Origin of the sequence: Streptomyces sp. NPDC090088 (genome assembly GCF_044747345.1) — a bacterium.
In the GTDB taxonomy this organism is placed as follows: Bacteria; Actinomycetota; Actinomycetes; order Streptomycetales; family Streptomycetaceae; genus Streptomyces.
Window position 1 is genome coordinate 538,582 of record NZ_JBIVDZ010000007.1, and the last position, 16,942, is coordinate 555,523.

Here is a 16,942-nt window from a genome sequence, read left to right on the forward strand (position 1 = left end):
AGTTCGGCCGTGCACAGGGCGCCGAACGAACGAGAAGCGGGGAGGCGTGGAGATGGCACGACGGCACACCACTGGCTGGGAGGTCCTGGGGTTCGCGAACGACCCCACCCCCGGTGATCCGGACGCGATCCGGACGCTGGCCAGGACGTACCAGGACCTCGGTGACGGCGCGGGCGAGGCCGTCGACCTGCTGCGCGGCGACGGGGCGATCCGGCAGGGCAAGGGCAAGGCGATGGACGCCCTCCGGGAGAAGATCAACAAGGATCTCCCGGGGATGCTGGAGAAGACCCGGGACTCCTTCCGGCACGCGGCCGAGGCCTACACCACGTACGCCGACACCCTGACGAACGCCCAGGACATGCTGGACCGGGCGATCGACGAGGGCCAGGAGGCGGAGGCGACCGCCAAGTCGGACGTACCGGCGCTGGCCGCCGACGCCACGCCGGACCAGGTGCAGGCGCACGACACCCAGCAGGGCCAGGTCGACGAGGCCAAGAGCCGGCTGTCGGCCGCCGAGGCGCTGGGCCGGGACGCGGAACGGCTGCGCGAGGACGGCTCGCGCCGGGCCTCCGTCATCCTGGACGAGGCGGCGGCCGAGGCGATCCCGGAGCGCGGCTTCTTCAAGAAGATCGGTGACTTCCTCGCGGACAACCCGTTCATCGAGATCATCGCGGGCATCATCGTCGGGATCGTCGCCGTCTTCTTCCCGCTCGTCGGCGTGCTGCTGGGCGCGGCCCTGCTGGGCGTCTCCCTGATCCGGATGGCCTCGCAGGGCAAGTTCGACGCGGGCGACATCATCATCGGCATCCTGACGCTGGTGCCCGGCGGTGTGCTGCTCGGCGCGCTCGGCAAGGTCGGCGGAGTGGTCACCAAACTGGCCAAGCTCGCGCCGGTGCTGGCCAAGCTGGGCAAGGGCGCCGGGACGATCTCGGGCGCCCTGGCGAAGATCATCGAGAGCTCCACGCTGTTCCGCAAGGTCATCAGCCCGCTGGGCAAAGGCCTGGTGGGGCTCGGCGCCAACCCGGCGCTCGCGGCCCTCGGCAAGGCCGGTATCGACGTGGGCACCGAGTTCACGCTCGGGTTCGCGGCGGCCGGGATCACGGCGGCGGCCGACGGCAAGAAGTTCGACCTGGGGCCCGCCGCCATCGGCTCGCTCATCGGCGCCGCCTCGGGCGGTGTGCTCTCGCTGTTCGGCGGGACCAGGTTCGCCAACCGGTTCAAGGACGCCTTCACCACCAAGGGCAAGTTCAAGAGCAACATCGACAAGGCGTTCTCGACGGAGAGCCTCGGCTTCACCAACGGCAAGTTCAAGGCCACCGACATCTTCCACGTCAACGGCAAGGAACTGCCGCAGAAGTCCGGCTTCCACGGCATCAACGGCTCGACCACCTCGGAACCCGCCACGGGCATCCTCAAGACCAAGGCGACCACGCCGGACGGCACCAAGACCGAAGCGAAGATCGACCCCGGCTCGCCCAAGCCCGACCCGGCGCACACCGAACTCCCCTTCGCCGGCGACCACGCGGCGCCGCCGCCCACCACCAAGACCACCACCCCCGACGGCTTCACCTCGGAGACCAAGAACGGCACCAACACCATCAAGTCGCCGGCCGGGGACAAGGTCACCTCGAACGGCACGACGACGAAGATCGACACCCCGGTGGCGGGCAGCCCGGGTGACACCCCCCTCAACACCGAGCTGAAGCCGAACGGCGACTTCACGACGTCCGGTTCCTTCGGCAGCGTCAGCCACGAGAACGGCGCCACGACGATCAGCACGCCGGGCGCCGACGGCAACGGCCCGGCACCGCAGTTCACCCTGAACGGCCACGAGATCTCCACGCCCGGCGGCGTCGGGGTCACCGACCATCCCGGCTTCGGCGCGGTGCACGCGCCCGGAATCTCGGCGGACAACCAGAACGGCATCAACTCGGTGTTCAACACGCCGCACCCGGACGGCGGCACCGCCCCCGTGATCACCCACAACCCGGTCAACGGCGACGTCAATGTCAACCTCGGCAACACGACGTTCACCGCGGACGCCGGCCACCTCGACCACGGGGTGGCCTTCCCCGACGGCTCGCTCGCCTCGGTCGACCACGGCGGCACCATCCACGTCGACAACGGCGGGCCGGGCGGACAGGGCGTCACGGTGCCGCCGCCGCACACCAACCAGCCGGTCACCGTGACCGACGGCGCCACCACGACCCACCTGCCCCCGGGCGGCGGCGCCACCGTCACCGCGCCCGGGCACACCACCACCCTGGACAACACCGGCTTCACCGTGCACACCGGGGGTGCCAACGCGGACACCGTGCAGTTCCACGGCAACACCGGCACGCTGGACGTGACCCCGGGCGGCGGCGGGCACCAGCCGGTGACGGTGCACCCGAACGGCGACATCGCCGTCGGCGGCATCAAGACCGACCACAGCACCGGCGGCGGCTCCGCGACCAACGGCACGCACACGGTGGGCTTCTCCCCGGACGGCTTCACCGTCCAGGGCGCGGACGGCAACGGGTTCGGCGTCGGCCGAGGCGGCGGATTCGACGTGGGCGGCATCCACCACACCCCCGGCGAGGGCATCACAGCGGGCGGCACCACCGTGCGCCCCGACGGCTCCGCGGTCGTCCAGCACAACGGCCAGGAGTTCAACGTCGGCGCGGACGGCCGCATCACCACCCACCCGACCGGCGGCAACCCCGGCGTCGAGGGCGCTCCGCAGCCCACCCCCGGCAACCCGGTCACCCTCGGCAACACCACCGTCAGCGTGGACGGCAGCGGCGGGCACACGGTCACCGTCACCGGCCACGACGGCGCCACGGTCTCGGTGAACAACGGCACCACGACCCTCGACCACGGCACCGCACAGGTCAGTCACGGACCCAACGGCACCACCGCCACCACCAGCGGGCCCCACTCGATCCAGATCAGCCACGGCTCCGACGGCACCTCCACCGTCAGCCACGGCGGCACCACGGTCAGCACCGGCGCAGGCGCCCCGACCACCGTCGGCAACGGCCCGCACGGCACCGCCCAGCCGCCCGCGGTCACCGTCACCCTGTCCGGCGCCGGCCACCCCACCCAGGTCACCACCGCCGACGGCAGCAACTCCACCCTGACGCAGAACGGCGCCCACACCGATGTCGGCGGCAACAACGCCGCCAACGGCACCGTCGACCCGAACGGCGCGATCACCACGTCGGCCCCGGCCGGCGACCACACCACCGTCGACCACGGCCCGAACGGCACCACCGCCGCCGACAACGGCGGCACCTTCGGCGTCGACGACAACGGCACCGTCACCAACGGCCCCGTCACCGTCCACCCCGACAACAACGGCAACGCCACCATCACCGACCCCGGGGCCGGCGGCAGCCAGGCGACGCTGTCGCCCGGCGGGATCGACACCCAAGGCGTCTCCACCACGGTGAACGGCAACGGGGAGGTCGTCTTCACCCACCAGCCGGACGGCGGCGGCCCGTCCACGGTCACCGTCGGCCACGACGGCTCCCTCGGCTCCCACGGGCCCGACGGTTCCACCGGCAACGTGCCGCCGCCGCGCGTCACCCAGCACCCGGGCGGGGGAACCGAGTTCACCCCGGGCGACGCGACCGTCACCAACGCGGGCGGCCATACCGTCACCGCGGACGGGCAGACCATCAGCCACTCCGACGGCGGCTTCACCACCACCGTCACCGACGGCCCGAACGGCCCCACCACCAGCACCGTCCACGACAACTCCGGTGTCGGCCACAGCATCGACGGCAACGGCCAGGCCACCGTCCACAACTCGCCGTCGGGTGCCGAGATCACCGGCACCAACACCCAGGTCACGGTCAACACCCCGCCGGAGGAGGGCCCGGGCCTGTTCGGCCACCACGCGGATGTCACGGGCGGCGAGAACACCCTGTCCAACGGTGTTCCCGGACCGGGTGGTCACACCGGCCCCACCATCACCACCCATGGCGCCGACCCCGTCGCCGAGCCCGGCAGTGTCGTCACGCACAACACCGCCCCCGGCCACGAGGGCGAGTTCACCACCACCTACGGACCGGCCCAGGGCACCTTCGGCCCCGGCGGCGTCCACGAACTCGGCCCCTCCGGAACCCACCTGGACCCCCGGACCGGCCTGCCCATCGACACCGCGGGCCGCCCGATCGGCAACGGCCCCGGCCAGACCCCGGTCAGCACCATCCACGGCGACGGCAACAGCGGCATCACCGTCACCACGCCCGGGGGCGGTCCGAGCGTGTCCCACGAGGGGTTCGTCGGCGGCAAGACCACCGTCGACACCGGGCACGTCACCGTGACCAAGTCCCCCGACGGCCGGGAGAACGCCGGCACGGCGGGCCAGAAGTCCGGTGTCGTCGACGGCCCGCTCAACCCGCTGACCGACACGCCCCCGCACGGCCCCGAGACCTTCACCGTGGGCGGCAACAACGGCGGGCCCAGCGTGGACGTCCCGGTGGGCAGCGGCAAGTCCACCGTGCACGGTGGCGACTTCGACGTGAACTCCAAGGGCAACGGCACCTTCGAGGTCTCCGTGCCCGGCGGCGGAAACGGCCCGAACGACACCGTCACCATCGGCAAGGGCGGCACCCTGTCCGGGCCGGGCGTCAACACCCCCACCCTGCCGCCCGGCCACGAGGGCCCCGTCCAGCCCCCGCACGCCACCCTCAGCAACGGCACCACGATCACCACCCACACCGGCGCGCCCGTGGTCACCCCGCCCCAGGGCGGCCACACCACCACCTTCAACAACGGCACCGCCACCACCCACGACGCCGGCAACGGCACGACGATCACCCAGCACCCGGGCGGCCACGCCACCTTCTCCAGCACCGCGGGCGGCGACACCACCACGGTCAACGTCAAGAACGGCGGCGTGACCGGCACCGTCACCAAACCCGACGGCAGCACCTTCGGCGTCGACGTCGGCAGCAACGGCGCCGCCAAGGTCAAGGACGCGGGCGGTGACGTCGTCACCCACGTCGACCCGGTCGGCTCGGTCAACGAACAGCACTCACCCGTCCACGAGTACTACTCGTACACCAGCAGTCCCGTGCCGGTCACCGAGACCCGCGAGTACCTCTACGAGGGCGTCACCAGCGTCCTCAAGGGCGTCTTCAACCAGGGCGTCAGCGCCGCCTACCAGATCGGCGTCAACCACGCCAACCCGCTCACCACGCTGGAGAACGCCGGCATCCGTATCGGCAACGGCATCGGAAGCTCGCTCGGCAACAAACAGCTGGAGAACACCCACATCTTCAAGACCAAGGGCCCGGAAACGGCCGTCTCCACCATTCCCACCAAGGTGCTCGGCGGCCTGAACAACAACGCCGACATCGACTTCGCGCATTCCAACGACGAAAAGCCCATCACCCTCTGAACCGCTCCGGCGCCCCGGACGTGTGTAGGGCGCCGGACCAAGAGACAGCGAAATTCCGAAACAGAAACGGGAGAATTCCGATGGCCGACTACATCGTCAACGACGAGAAGACCTCCGCCGCCTCCGCCAACACCATGAACGAGTACCAGACGGCTGTGGCCCAGCTGCAGAAGATCGCGGCGGACCTCCAGGCACTGACCGAGGACGGCTACAACACTCCCGCCGCGAAGAAGTACTTCCTGCCCTTCGTGGACGAGTTCCGTCAGCACTACCTCCAGGTCATCGACGGCCTGACGGGCATCTCCAAGTTCCTCGACGGCGTCGGCCAGGGCTTCAACCAGCTCGACGAGGACATGGGCAGCAGCCTCAACAAGTAGGCCAGGCACGCCGGCCGGGCCGGACCCCTCCCAGCGGGCCCGGCCCGGCCGCCGTCGGCACCACCCCCGCACCCCCTGCCTCCCCCGTGTGCACCGAGGAGCACCGACCATGCGTCTGACCGTCACCGCCGTCGACCCGCAGCAGGGCCAGACCGCGGACATCATGATCGAGACCGACCCGTCGGTTCCGGTCGGCGAGCTCGCCGAGGAACTCGGCCGACGGCTGCGCGGCGGTGCCCCCGACGCGCCGCCCGCCCTCTTCCACAGCGGCACCGAGCTGCCGTCCGACCAGCCGGTGGGCAGCAGCGGCCTCAGGGCCGGCAGTCTGCTCTCGCTGGACGCGCCCGTGGCCGTGCCCGGCCGGGAACCGGACGGCGTCGTCGAGGTGCGCGCGGTCGGCGGCACCGACGCCGGGGCCGTGTTCCGGCTGCCGCCCGGTGACTACGAGATCGGCGCCGGCCACGCCTGCCGGGTCCGGCTGACCGCCGAGGGCCTGGCCGGGACGGCCGCCCACCTCAAGGTCGTCGCCGACGGCACCGTGTCCGTCCGCTCCGCGCCGGGCGAGCGGATGCTCCTCGACGACACCGCCGTACCCGACTGGACGGACTGGCCGGCCGGCGGTGTCCTCAAGGCCGGTCCGACCCTCCTCGAACTGACCGCCCCCACCTTCCCCGACGCCGCCCTCGTCCCCTCCGAGGACGGCGTCGGCCTCGACTACAACCGTCCCCCGCGGCTGCTGCCGCCGCCCGTCCGCAACCGGTTCAAGCTGCCGGTGCCGCCCGGCAAGCCGCCCCGCAGGAAGATCCAACTTCCTCTGATCTTCGCGCCGTTGGCGATGTCCCTGGTGTCCGTGGCGGTGTCGCACAACACCCGCTTCCTGGTCTTCGGCCTGCTCTCCCCGGTCCTCGCCCTGGTCAACCAGCTCTACGGCAAGAAGCGCGGCAAGGAGAGCCACGAGCAGCAGGTCGCCGAGTACGAGCGGAAGAAGACCGCACTGGAGACCGAGGTCACCGAGGCGGTGCTCGCCGAGCAGCGTGCCCGGCGGGCCGCCAGCCCCGACCCCGCGAGCACCCTGCTCATCGCCGCCGGACCGCGGCTGCGGCTGTGGGAACGCCGTTGGCGCGACGAGGACTTCCTGCTGCTGAGGCTCGGCGTCGCCGACCGCCCGGCCTACGTGGAACTGGAGGACCCGGCCGAGGCCGAGCACCGCCGCCGCATCACCCGGACCACCCGGGCCGTCCCCGTCACCGTGCCGCTGCGCACGGCCGGGGTGCTCGGCGTGGCCGGCCAGGAGGCGGCAGAGCCGCTGGTGCGCTGGCTCGCCGCCCAGGCCGCCACCCTGCACAGCCCGACCGACCTGCGGATCTGCTTCCTCGCGGGCAGTGGGGGAGAGGACCGCTGGTCCTGGGTGCACTGGCTGCCGCACACCGCCCCGCTCGGCGAGGACACCCGCAGCATGGTCGGCGCCACCGCCGAGTCCACCGGCCGCCGGATCGCCGAGATCTGCGCGGTCATCGCCGCCCGGCAGGCCGCGGGGGAGCGGGCGGCGCGCGGCGGCGCCGCCGGTGAGCCGGATGTGCTGGTCTTCCTCGACGGCGCCCGACGGCTGCGCGCCCTGCCCGGCGTCATCCAGATCCTGCGCGAGGGCCCGGCCGTCGGCGTGTACACGGTGTGCGTGGACGCCGAGGCCCGCTTCCTGCCCGAGGAGTGCCAGGCCGTCGCCGTGGCCGGCACCGACGGGCGGCTGCGGGTCGAGCAGACCGGCGCCGACCCGGTCGAGGACGTGCTCATGGACGCGCCCGGCCGTGCCTGGTCCGTCGGCGTCGCCCGCGCCCTCGCCCCGCTGCGGGACATCGGCGACGAGGCCGAGGAGAGCCTGCTGCCCGGATCCGTACGACTGCTCGACGTCCTCGGCCTGGAACCGCCGGTACCCGACGGGGTCGCCGCCCGCTGGCTGCTCGGCGGACGCAGCACCCGGGCGGTCCTGGGCGCGGGCGTCGACGGGGCGTTCGCCGTCGACCTCGCCGCCGACGGACCGCACGGACTGATCGCCGGCACCACCGGCTCCGGCAAGTCCGAGCTGCTCCAGACCCTGGTGGCCAGCCTCGCCGTCGCCAACCGGCCCGACGAGCTGAACTTCGTGCTCATCGACTACAAGGGCGGCAGCGCCTTCGCCGAGTGCGAGGACCTGCCGCACACCGTCGGCATGGTCACCGACCTCGACACCCACCTCGTGGAACGCGCCCTGATCTCCCTCGGCGCCGAACTCAGGCGCCGGGAACACATCCTGGCCCAGGCCGCCGCCAAGGACATCGACGACTACACCGACAAGCGCACCCGGCAGCCCGACCTCGCGCCGCTGCCCCGACTGGTCCTCGTCATCGACGAGTTCGCCTCGATGGTCCGCGAACTGCCCGACTTCGTCTCCGGATTGGTCAACATCGCCCAGCGGGGCCGCTCCCTCGGCATCCACCTGATGCTCGCCACCCAGCGGCCCTCCGGCGCGGTCACCGCCGACATCCGCGCCAACACCAACCTGCGGATCGCCCTGCGCACCACCGACACCTCCGAGAGCCGGGACATCATCGACGCCCCCGACTCCGGCCAGCTCTCGCCCCGCACCCCCGGCCGCGCCTACGCCCGGCTCGGGCACGCCGCGCTGCTGCCGTTCCAGACCGGCCGGATCGGCGGCCGTCGCCTCGACGCGGCGGCCGTCGACGAGGAGGCCCCGGCCCCCGTGCTCACCGAACTCCACTGGGAGGAACTCGGTGACCCGCTGCCCCGCACCGCCGTCACCGAACGCGCCGTACAGCCGGTCACGGACCTGTCCGTGCTGGTCGAGGCCGTGCGCGGCGCCGCCCTCCAGCTCGCGGTACCGGCCCCGCGCCGCCCCTGGCTGCCGCCGCTGCCGGATGTCCTCGCCCTCGCCGACCTGACCGCCGCCCCCGCCGCCCCGGGGCACCTGCCCGCGGTGCCGTACGGCCTGGTGGACGTCCCCGCCGAACAGACCCAGCGGGAACTGGTCTTCGACCTCGACCGGATGGGCCATCTGCACATCATCGGCTCGTCGCGCAGCGGCCGTTCGCAGACCCTGCGCACCCTGGCCGCCTCACTGGCCCGCACCCACTGCACCGCCGACCTCCACCTCTACGCACTCGACTGCGGCAACGGCGCCCTCCAGGCCCTCACCGGCCTGCCGCACTGCGGCGCGGTGGTCGACCGCGGCGAGGCCGAGCGGGTCGTACGACTGCTGAACCGGCTCACCGCCGAGGTCACCCGGCGGCGCGCGCTGCTCGGCCGGCAGGGCGTCGCCGACCTCACCGAACTGCGCCGGAACCTGCCGGAGGAAGAACGGCCCCCGCACATCGTGCTGATGCTCGACCGGTTCGAGGCCTTCGACCGGGAGTACGCCTCCTTCGACCAGGGCAGCGTGCTGGACGCCCTGGTCCTGCTGATGCGCGAGGGCGCCAGCGTCGGCGTCCACCTGGTGCTCGCCGGTGACCGGGTGCTCAGCCAGAACCGGTTCTCGTCCACCACCGAGGACAAACTGGTGCTGCGCCTGAACGAACGCAGCGACTACTCGATGGTGGGCCTCCAGGTGCGGTCCGTCCCGGAGGACCTGCCGGCCGGCCGCGCGCTCCAGCCCAGGGACGCGACCACCGCCCAGATCGCGCTGGTCGACGGAGCCGACCCGAGCGGCGCCGGCCAGGCCCGCGCGCTCGCCGCACTGGGCGGGCAGACCACCGAACGGGACGCCGGGGTGCCGGACGCACGACGGCCGTTCCGGGTCGACGTACTGCCCGACGAACTCGGCTTCGAGGAGGCCCTGGAACGCAGGCCGAAGGGCGTCTCCCCGCTGTGGGCGATGGTCGGCGTCGGCGGCGACGAACTCTCCGCCCAGGGCACCGACCTCACCCAGATCCCGTCCTTCCTGATCGCCGGACCACCGCGCTCCGGACGCAGCACCGTCCTGCTCACCATGGCCCGCTCCCTGCTCGCACTCGGCACCAAGATCGTGGTGGTCGCACCCCGCAGCTCGCCACTCCGGAGGCTCGCCGGACACCCCGGCGTGGTCGACGTCTTCACCGACGCCGACGTCGAGGTCGCCGACTTCCGCACCGCGCTCGGCAAGGTGGACACCCCGGCCGGCGCGATCCTGGTCGACGACGCCGAACTGATGATCAACTCCGAGCTGGACAACGACCTCGCCTCCCTCGCCCGGGGCAGCGCCGGGGACGGCTGGGGCCTGATCGTGGCCGGCAACAACGAGGTCCTGCTCGGCGGCCTGTCCGGCTGGCAGACCATCGTCCGCCGCAACCGCTGTGGAGCCCTCCTCGCCCCGCGCTCGATCAGCGACGGCGAACTCGTCGGTGCCCGTCTGCCCCGCGGCCTCATCGGCCAGGACAGCGAACCGGGCCGCGCCCACCTCCAGACCGGCGACGGCCGCTTCCTCACCGTCCGAGTCCCGAAGACGACCACCCCGTAGACGAGCGCCCCGCGAAGCGCCCCGAAAGGGGCGCGGGGAACTGCGCGACCAGCCACGACCAAGCCGCGGACGACAACCGGCAGGTCGTGGCTGTCGCTCATGAACCAGCACAAGAATCCGCCCCCTGGCCCAACCGGCCAGGGGGCGAACTCACCTAATACCGACGCCTGTTCAACGGGCGGCACCCACCACGGCCCCCTCGCCGAAGGCGAACGTGCCCGTGATGGCGTCGAACAGGTCGTACAGCTGGTCGGCCACCGGCAGGTTGGGGCTGAAGCAGGTGATGATCAGCACGTTCCGGCTGCCGGGCACCGGCACCACGGTGTGCATCACCACCACCTTGTACGACACGCCGCCGCCGATCTCGCTCTCCTCGACCCCGACGATCCGGCCGACCGGCCCGACCTGCGGCAGCGTCTCCGTGGTGAAGGTACGGGCCGTGCCCTCGCCCTTGCGCTCCCCGGACGCGGAGAACTGCTTGGCCAGGCCCTGCGCCGAGAAGTCCTCGCCGGGCGGCGGGGTCAGGCTGAACACCATCAGGCCGGCCATCAGCAGGCCGTCCTCGTACATGGTGGTGGTGCCCGCGGCGTAGACGGCACCACGCCGGCGGGCCCCCTCCATGATCCGGCGCGCGTTGCGGAAGGCCTGGTTGACGGCGTCCCGCGTCGGCTTGTCCGGCGTCTGCCGCAGCATCTCGGCACGGCGCTCGGACAGCGTGTCTCCGCCGAGGTCGTACTCCGTCCAGTTCTCCGGGATGGAGATCCCGAAGGTCTGCGAACCGTTGGTCATGGGACCGTGCTCCTTGGGTCGTCCGGCCGTCGCCGTCTCAGGACTTGTTTCCGTCGGTGTTCGTGAGCTGCGAGCCCATCTGCTCGTCGGCGTCCGCGAACGCCTTGACGATCGCCTCGCAGGCGTCCTTGAGGTCCTTGCTGTTCCGCTTCAACTGGGTCCGCCCGTCGCCCCACTTCCTGTCGAAGTTGGAGCCGGCGTCCACCAGGGGACGGCCCACGTCCTCGGCGTTGAACCCGGTCGGTTTGGTCTCGATGAGGTCCATCACCCGCCCCAGCAACTGGCCGAGGCGTTCCACCTCGTCTCCGGGCATGTCGATCTCGGCCATGGGCTCCTCCCTGGGGTGCGGGTTCGGCGGGTCCGTCCTGCCTCGCCCCAGGAACGCCTGCCGGGCCGGGACGGTTCAACGGGTCGGGGGAGAAAGGCGGTCGGGCGTTCCGGAGGAAAACGCGGACGGCACGCGGGCCGCCCATCGGGGCTCGCGTGCCGTCCACCGCACGGGCGGGTGCGTTCAGGTGCCGTTCCGCACGAGCTTGCCGTCCGCCCCGACCACGAACCACTCCCCGTCCAGGCCCTGCCCGTTGACGTCACCGGGCGCCGCGTCGCCGACGTAGTAGTAGAGCGGCCAGCCGTTGTACGTCGTCTGCACCGCGCCGCCCGACTTCCGGGCCTCCTGGATCAGCGCCGGCCGGGCGCCCTCGCCGGCGGAGGCCTTGGCGCTGCCGGTCAACGCGGGCCACACCGCGATGCACTGGGCGTCGCAGTTGCTCGCACCGTCCTTGTCCTTGGTGAAGGCGTACAGGGTCCGGCCCTCGCCGTCGACCAGGATCGAGCCCAGACCGGACTCCTTGACGGCGACGGCCTCCTTCGTGCCGCCGGCTCCCTTCCCCTTGCCGTCGCTGTCCTTTCCACCGCCGCAGGCAGCCAGTGCCAGAGCAAGTGGAATCGCGATCAGAGCCGTCCGTGCGCGCATTGTGGTGACCTCTCTCAGCGGTGAATTCGAGGGGGCCGTGTCCCCGCGTCCCACACGCGCCGAGGGCCTTTCGGGTTCAGTTCCCGGACATGGTCCCGGAATTGAACCGCCGGCCGCCTCCGGCCGTGGTTCGGGCATCACAACGGACCGAATCCCGGACGGAGAAAAGAAATGCGCAAGCTGTCCCTCTCGGCGGCGGTGGCCGTGCTCGTCGCCGGTCTGTGCGCCACGTCGCCGGCCCTGGCCCACGACGGACACGGCTCCGGCGCGCGGTCCTCGGCCGCCGCCGTGCCGGCGACCGAGCCCGCCGTCTCCCTCATCGCTCAGCTCTCCGGCGACCAGGAGGTCCCCGTCAAGGGCGGACCCGCGGTGGGGGACCCGGACGGCAGGGCGGTGGCGCTGGTCAAGGTGAAGGGCGACCGCATCACCTTCGCGCTGTCCTGGAACGGCATCGACCGGCCCACGCTGGGCCATATCCACGAGGGTGCCGTCGGCACCGACGGTGACGTGAAGGTCGGCCTGTTCACCACTCAGATGCCGTCCACCGTGCAGTCCGCCGCCGGCCAGACCTCGGTGACCGATGCCGCACTCGCGCGCCGACTGCGCACGGATCCGGCCGACTTCTACGTCAACCTGCACACCGCGCAGTTCCCGGGCGGCGCCGTGCGCGGCCAGCTGCGGCCGCTGGCCAAGCCGGTCAACCCGCTGAGCATCATCCGCGGCGGCAAGCTGCGCGCGCTCGCCGACGGCGGTCAGGAGGTGCCCACCGCCGACCCGAAGCGGGTCGGCGACCCGGACGGTCACGCCATCACGTTCCTGTACCCCGAGAACGGCCGGGTCGGCTACTCCCTGGCCTGGGTGAACATCGGTGCCCCGCTGGCCGGCCACATCCACCAGGGCACGACGGGCCACAACGGAGACGTGCGGATCCCGCTGTTCGTCACCCCGGTCCCGCAGAACATCTTCGCCATCTCCGGCACGGCCGCCGTCCAGGACCCCTCGGTGCTGACGCAGATCAAGAAGAACCCGACCGGCTTCTACTCCAACCTGCACACCGCCGAGTTCCCCGACGGAGCGGTCCGCGGCCAGCTCTTCAACTGACCGGCCGTTCAACACCAGTTGACGGCTCGGGGCGTCGGGTAGAGATTTCGTCATGCTTGAAGTCTGAACTTGATTGGTCTGGACAACCCTGCGACGCTGCTCGGGTGTGGACCCGACTCTTCCGTTCAAGAGCCCGTCTCATCCGAATCCTCCTGCCCGCCGTCGTCGGTGTGTCGGCCGTGGTGGCGGCCGGTCTCATCGCCACCGGCAGACCGGCCGTGGCGCAGACCGCGCCCGCCGCCGACCGCTACGTCGACATCGCCTCGGTGCGCCTGAGCGTGCTTCCCGCCATCGAGCCGGACGCCTCCACCGGTACCTACACCGAGGACTGCGGCCGCAACGAGAACGGCCATCGCAACGCCGACAATCTCGTGGTCTCGCCCGGGGTCAGGGGCTCGGCACACCACATCCACGACTACGTGGGCAACGTGTCGACCAACTACCTGTCGAGCAACTCGGAACTGGCCGCGGCCGGTACCACCTGCGTCGGCGGCGACCGTTCCACGTACTACTGGCCCGTGCTGCGCCGGCTGGACCGCATGGGCACCGACGCCCACGCCATGGGCGGCGGTCTGGACGACAACATGGGGCAGATCCTGACTCCGTCCTCGGTGGTGATCGACTTCCGGGGCAACCCGGTGAGCAAGGTCGTCGCCATGCCCCGGTTCCTGCGCCTGGTCACCGGCGACCCGGTCGCGCTCTACACGGGCGACGCCAACGTCCGTGCCCAGTGGGGGTGTTCGGGCTTCCAGGACCGCTTCACCATCGACTACACGCTGTGCCCCCAGGGCAGCGGTCCCACCCGCACCCTGGACTTCCCCAGTTGCTGGGACGGACTGTCCACCGACAGCGCCGACCACCGCACCCATGTGGTGTTCCCCGCGGCCGACGGGGTGTGTCCGCACGCCACCTTCGCCATCCCGCAGCTGCGCGTCACCCTCACCTACACCGTGCCGGCCGGCGTCCGGTACGCCGTGGACTCCTTCCCGGAGGAGAAGCGCGACCCGCGCACCGACCACGGCATGTTCATCGACGTCATGACCGATCGGCAGATGTCCCGACTGGTCGGCTGTCTCAACGACGGGCGGCACTGCCGCGCGTCCTGACGCGGCGAAGAGGACCACGGGACATTCCCGAAAACTGATCGGCTCCGTATCGAACCACCTCCGGCTGCCATCCGTGTTGTGCGCGTCAGCCCAGGAGAGGACGGGAGAAAGTGGATGGCGGCGCTGTGGTCCCGCGCGCGGGACAAACAGAGAACGAGCGACGAGGTGCTCATCCGCTCCTTGTACGAGGAGCACGGCAGAGCCCTGCTCGCCTACGCGAAGCGGCTCACCAATGACCACGCCGCCGCGGAGGACGTGGTCCAGGAGACCCTGATCCGCGCCTGGAAGAACCAGGAGTCCCTGGTCAACGGCAAGGGCTCGGTCCGCGGCTGGCTGCTGACCGTGGCCCGCAACATCATCATGGACCGGTTCCGGGCGAAGGCCGCACGGCCGACGGAGGTCGCCGAGTCGGTGGGCACCACCCCGGTGGAGAAGGACCACGCGGAAGGCGTGGTGGACTCGATGCTCGTCATGGAGGCCCTCGACCGGCTCTCCCCGGACCACCGGGACGTCCTCAACGAGATCTACTTCCAGGGCCGTAGTGTCGCCGAGGCCGCCGAGTCTCTCGGAATACCTCCCGGGACCGTCAAATCCCGATCACACTATGCCTTGAAACAACTGCGGGACCTGTACGGAGACGAACCCGGGACAGCGAAGCTCGTCGCGTTGAAGGAGGTGGCGGCATGAGCATCAAGGAACACGACAGCGCACTGCTCGGCGCCTACGTCCTCGGCACGCTCGATGAGCGGGAGGTGCGGGCCGTCGACGAACATGTGGCGTCGTGCGACAGATGCCGCGAGGAACTGGACGGATTGCGGGAGATGGAAGCAGCGCTCGGCGAGGTGCCGCCGGAGGCGTTCCTCGACGGTCCGCCGGAGGGCGGGGACCTGTTGCTCCAGCGGACGCTCCGGCAGGCACGCGGCGAACGGGACGGAGAGGTCCGCCGGCACCGCACGGTCCTGGCCGCGGTGGCCGCGGTCGCGGCCGTGGCCGTCCTGGGCGGCGGCGTGCTCATCGGCAAGAACATGGGCGGCACCACCGGCGAGGTCGCCGACCCGCCGCAGTCCTCGATCTCGGCGCCCGCCACCCTGCCGCCCGTCGGCACCAGGTCCGCCTCCGGCACCAGCGCCACGACCGGCAGCCGGATGACGGTTCGGGTCACCCCGGCCGCCTCCTGGGTGCGGGTGAACGCCTCGGTCGCCGGGATCCCGGTGGGCGAGCACTGCCGCCTCATCGTGGAGTCCAAGGACGGCAGCCGCGAGATCGCCGGCAGCTGGGTCGTCGCGGACCGGAACAAGGGCGCCAACCTCGACGGTTCGGCGGCCGTACCGATCGACGACGTCGCCAGGATCGTGGTGGAGAACGACCAGGGCAAGGAATACGTCTCCCTGAAGGTCTGACCGCGGGGCCCGGCACCACCCGACCACATCGGCTCCGGCCGCGCGGCCTCCGCCGCGCGGCCCGGCCGACGTGCCGTGCGACCCCGAGCACTCCGTCTCCCCGAGCACTCCGCCCCCCCTCAAGTACTCCGCCCCGGCTGCGCGCTGCCGTGCCGCGCGGAAGGACAGGTACAGCCACCCGTGGACGGCCTCACCCCGGAAGCGACAGGGATCGCTCTCATCGGATGCGGATATGTCGCTGACTTCTACCTAGCCACCCTTCCCAACCACCCCGAACTGGTTCTGCGCGGGGTCTACGACCGTGACGACGTGCGGGCCCGCGGGTTCGCGGACCACCACGGCATCCGGTCGTACACCTCTCTGGAGGAACTCCTCGCCGACGACGACGTCACCGTCGCCGTCAATCTGACCAACCCCCACAGCCACTACGAGATCTCCCGCCGCTGTCTGGAGGCAGGCAAACACGTCTACTCGGAGAAGCCCTTCGCCGAGGAGTTGTGGCAGGCCACGGAACTGGTCGAGTACGCCGAGCGGCACGGCCTGGTCCTGTCCTCGGCCCCCTGCTCCCTGCTCGGCGAGACCGCCGAGACCGTGCGGTCGGCCCTGGCCCGCGGCCTCGTCGGCCGGCCCCGCCTGGTCTACGCGGAACTGGACGACGGCGCCGTGCACCAGATGAACTTCCGCGACTGGGCGAGCCCCTCCGGCGCACCCTGGCCCTACGCCGACGAGTTCCGCGTCGGCCCCGCCCTGGAGCACGCCGCCTACTACCTCACCTGGCTCACCGCGTTCTTCGGACCGGCCTGCGAGGTGGTGTCGTACGCCGCGCTGATCCAGCCGGACAAGGCCCCCGGCCTGGACCCAGCGGCCCTCGCCCCCGACTTCGGCTGCGCCCTCATCCGCTTCGGCTCCGGCGTCGTCGCCCGGTTGACCTGCGGCACCGTCGCCCCCGAGGACCACTCGCTGCGGATCATCGGCGACGACGGGGTCCTCTCCGTCCCGGACTGCTGGGACTACGGCGCCGCGGTCACCCTCCGCGAGCGCGTCGGAATGTCGGAGTCGACGCCCCACTACCTGACCGGACCACGCCGGCTTCCCCTCGTCCGCCCGGCGGACCACCCCCACCGCTACGACCGCCACCACGGGCACGTCATGGACTTCGCCCGAGGCATCGCCGACCTGGCGGAGGCGGTACGGACCGGCACCGGCCCCCGGCTCGGCGCCCGGCACGCCCTGCACGTGCTGGAGATCACCCTGGCCGTCGCGGGCGTCACCGGCGCCGCCCGCACCGTCCTGCAGACCACGTTCGACCAGACGTGAG

At 71.6% G+C, this 16,942-nt stretch carries 11 protein-coding genes; 8 read left to right on the forward strand and 3 right to left on the reverse strand.

The features are described 5' to 3' along the window. Positions 1-52: 52 nt before the first annotated feature. The 3 genes from ACIPSJ_RS33410 (at position 53) to ACIPSJ_RS33420 (ending at position 10,255) form a co-directional block, all read left to right on the forward strand. Entirely contained in the window at positions 53-5,392 is a 5,340-nt protein-coding gene (locus ACIPSJ_RS33410; protein ID WP_401351399.1) for a putative T7SS-secreted protein, read from the forward strand. A gap of 80 nt (positions 5,393-5,472) precedes the next feature. Then, positions 5,473-5,769 carry a WXG100 family type VII secretion target gene (locus tag ACIPSJ_RS33415; RefSeq protein ID WP_393661911.1) on the forward strand — a complete coding sequence of 99 codons (297 nt, stop codon included), beginning with the start codon at positions 5,473-5,475 and terminating at the stop codon, positions 5,767-5,769. Between the two features lie 109 nt (positions 5,770-5,878). Further along, a complete protein-coding gene (locus ACIPSJ_RS33420) occupies positions 5,879-10,255 on the forward strand; it encodes an FtsK/SpoIIIE domain-containing protein (protein ID WP_401351400.1) in 4,377 nt (1,458 codons plus the stop codon). 171 nt (positions 10,256-10,426) lie between these two features. Here ACIPSJ_RS33420 and ACIPSJ_RS33425 read toward each other — a convergent pair whose 3' ends face one another. From ACIPSJ_RS33425 to ACIPSJ_RS33435, 3 genes are all read right to left on the reverse strand, one after another. Further along, complete coding sequence (locus ACIPSJ_RS33425) at positions 10,427-11,044, reverse strand: hypothetical protein (protein ID WP_401351401.1); 618 nt, start codon at positions 11,042-11,044, stop codon at positions 10,427-10,429. A 37-nt stretch (positions 11,045-11,081) separates the two neighbouring features. Continuing rightward, positions 11,082-11,372, reverse strand: a complete 291-nt coding sequence (locus ACIPSJ_RS33430; RefSeq protein ID WP_401351402.1) for a hypothetical protein — start codon at positions 11,370-11,372, stop codon at positions 11,082-11,084. Positions 11,373-11,555: 183 nt separating this feature from the next. Further along, complete coding sequence (locus ACIPSJ_RS33435; RefSeq protein ID WP_401351403.1) at positions 11,556-12,017, reverse strand: hypothetical protein; 462 nt, start codon at positions 12,015-12,017, stop codon at positions 11,556-11,558. Between the two features lie 171 nt (positions 12,018-12,188). Here ACIPSJ_RS33435 and ACIPSJ_RS33440 point away from each other — a divergent pair, with 171 nt between their 5' ends. The 5 genes from ACIPSJ_RS33440 (at position 12,189) to ACIPSJ_RS33460 (ending at position 16,941) form a co-directional block, all read left to right on the forward strand. Then, on the forward strand, positions 12,189-13,118 hold the full coding sequence (locus ACIPSJ_RS33440) for a CHRD domain-containing protein (protein WP_401351404.1): 930 nt from the start codon (positions 12,189-12,191) through the stop codon (positions 13,116-13,118). 170 nt (positions 13,119-13,288) lie between these two features. Further along, complete coding sequence (locus ACIPSJ_RS33445; RefSeq protein WP_401351406.1) at positions 13,289-14,224, forward strand: DUF1996 domain-containing protein; 936 nt, start codon at positions 13,289-13,291, stop codon at positions 14,222-14,224. A 114-nt stretch (positions 14,225-14,338) separates the two neighbouring features. Next, the gene (locus tag ACIPSJ_RS33450) at positions 14,339-14,911 is read left to right on the forward strand and encodes a sigma-70 family RNA polymerase sigma factor (RefSeq protein ID WP_401351407.1); all 573 of its coding nucleotides are present in this window, start codon (positions 14,339-14,341) and stop codon (positions 14,909-14,911) included. Further along, on the forward strand, positions 14,908-15,624 hold the full coding sequence (locus tag ACIPSJ_RS33455; RefSeq protein WP_401351409.1) for a zf-HC2 domain-containing protein: 717 nt from the start codon (positions 14,908-14,910) through the stop codon (positions 15,622-15,624). The genes ACIPSJ_RS33450 and ACIPSJ_RS33455 overlap by 4 nt, the downstream gene beginning before the upstream one ends. 180 nt (positions 15,625-15,804) lie before the next feature. Further along, positions 15,805-16,941, forward strand: coding sequence for a Gfo/Idh/MocA family protein (locus ACIPSJ_RS33460; RefSeq protein WP_401351411.1), 1,137 nt, complete (start codon positions 15,805-15,807; stop codon positions 16,939-16,941). Position 16,942 lies beyond the last annotated feature (1 nt).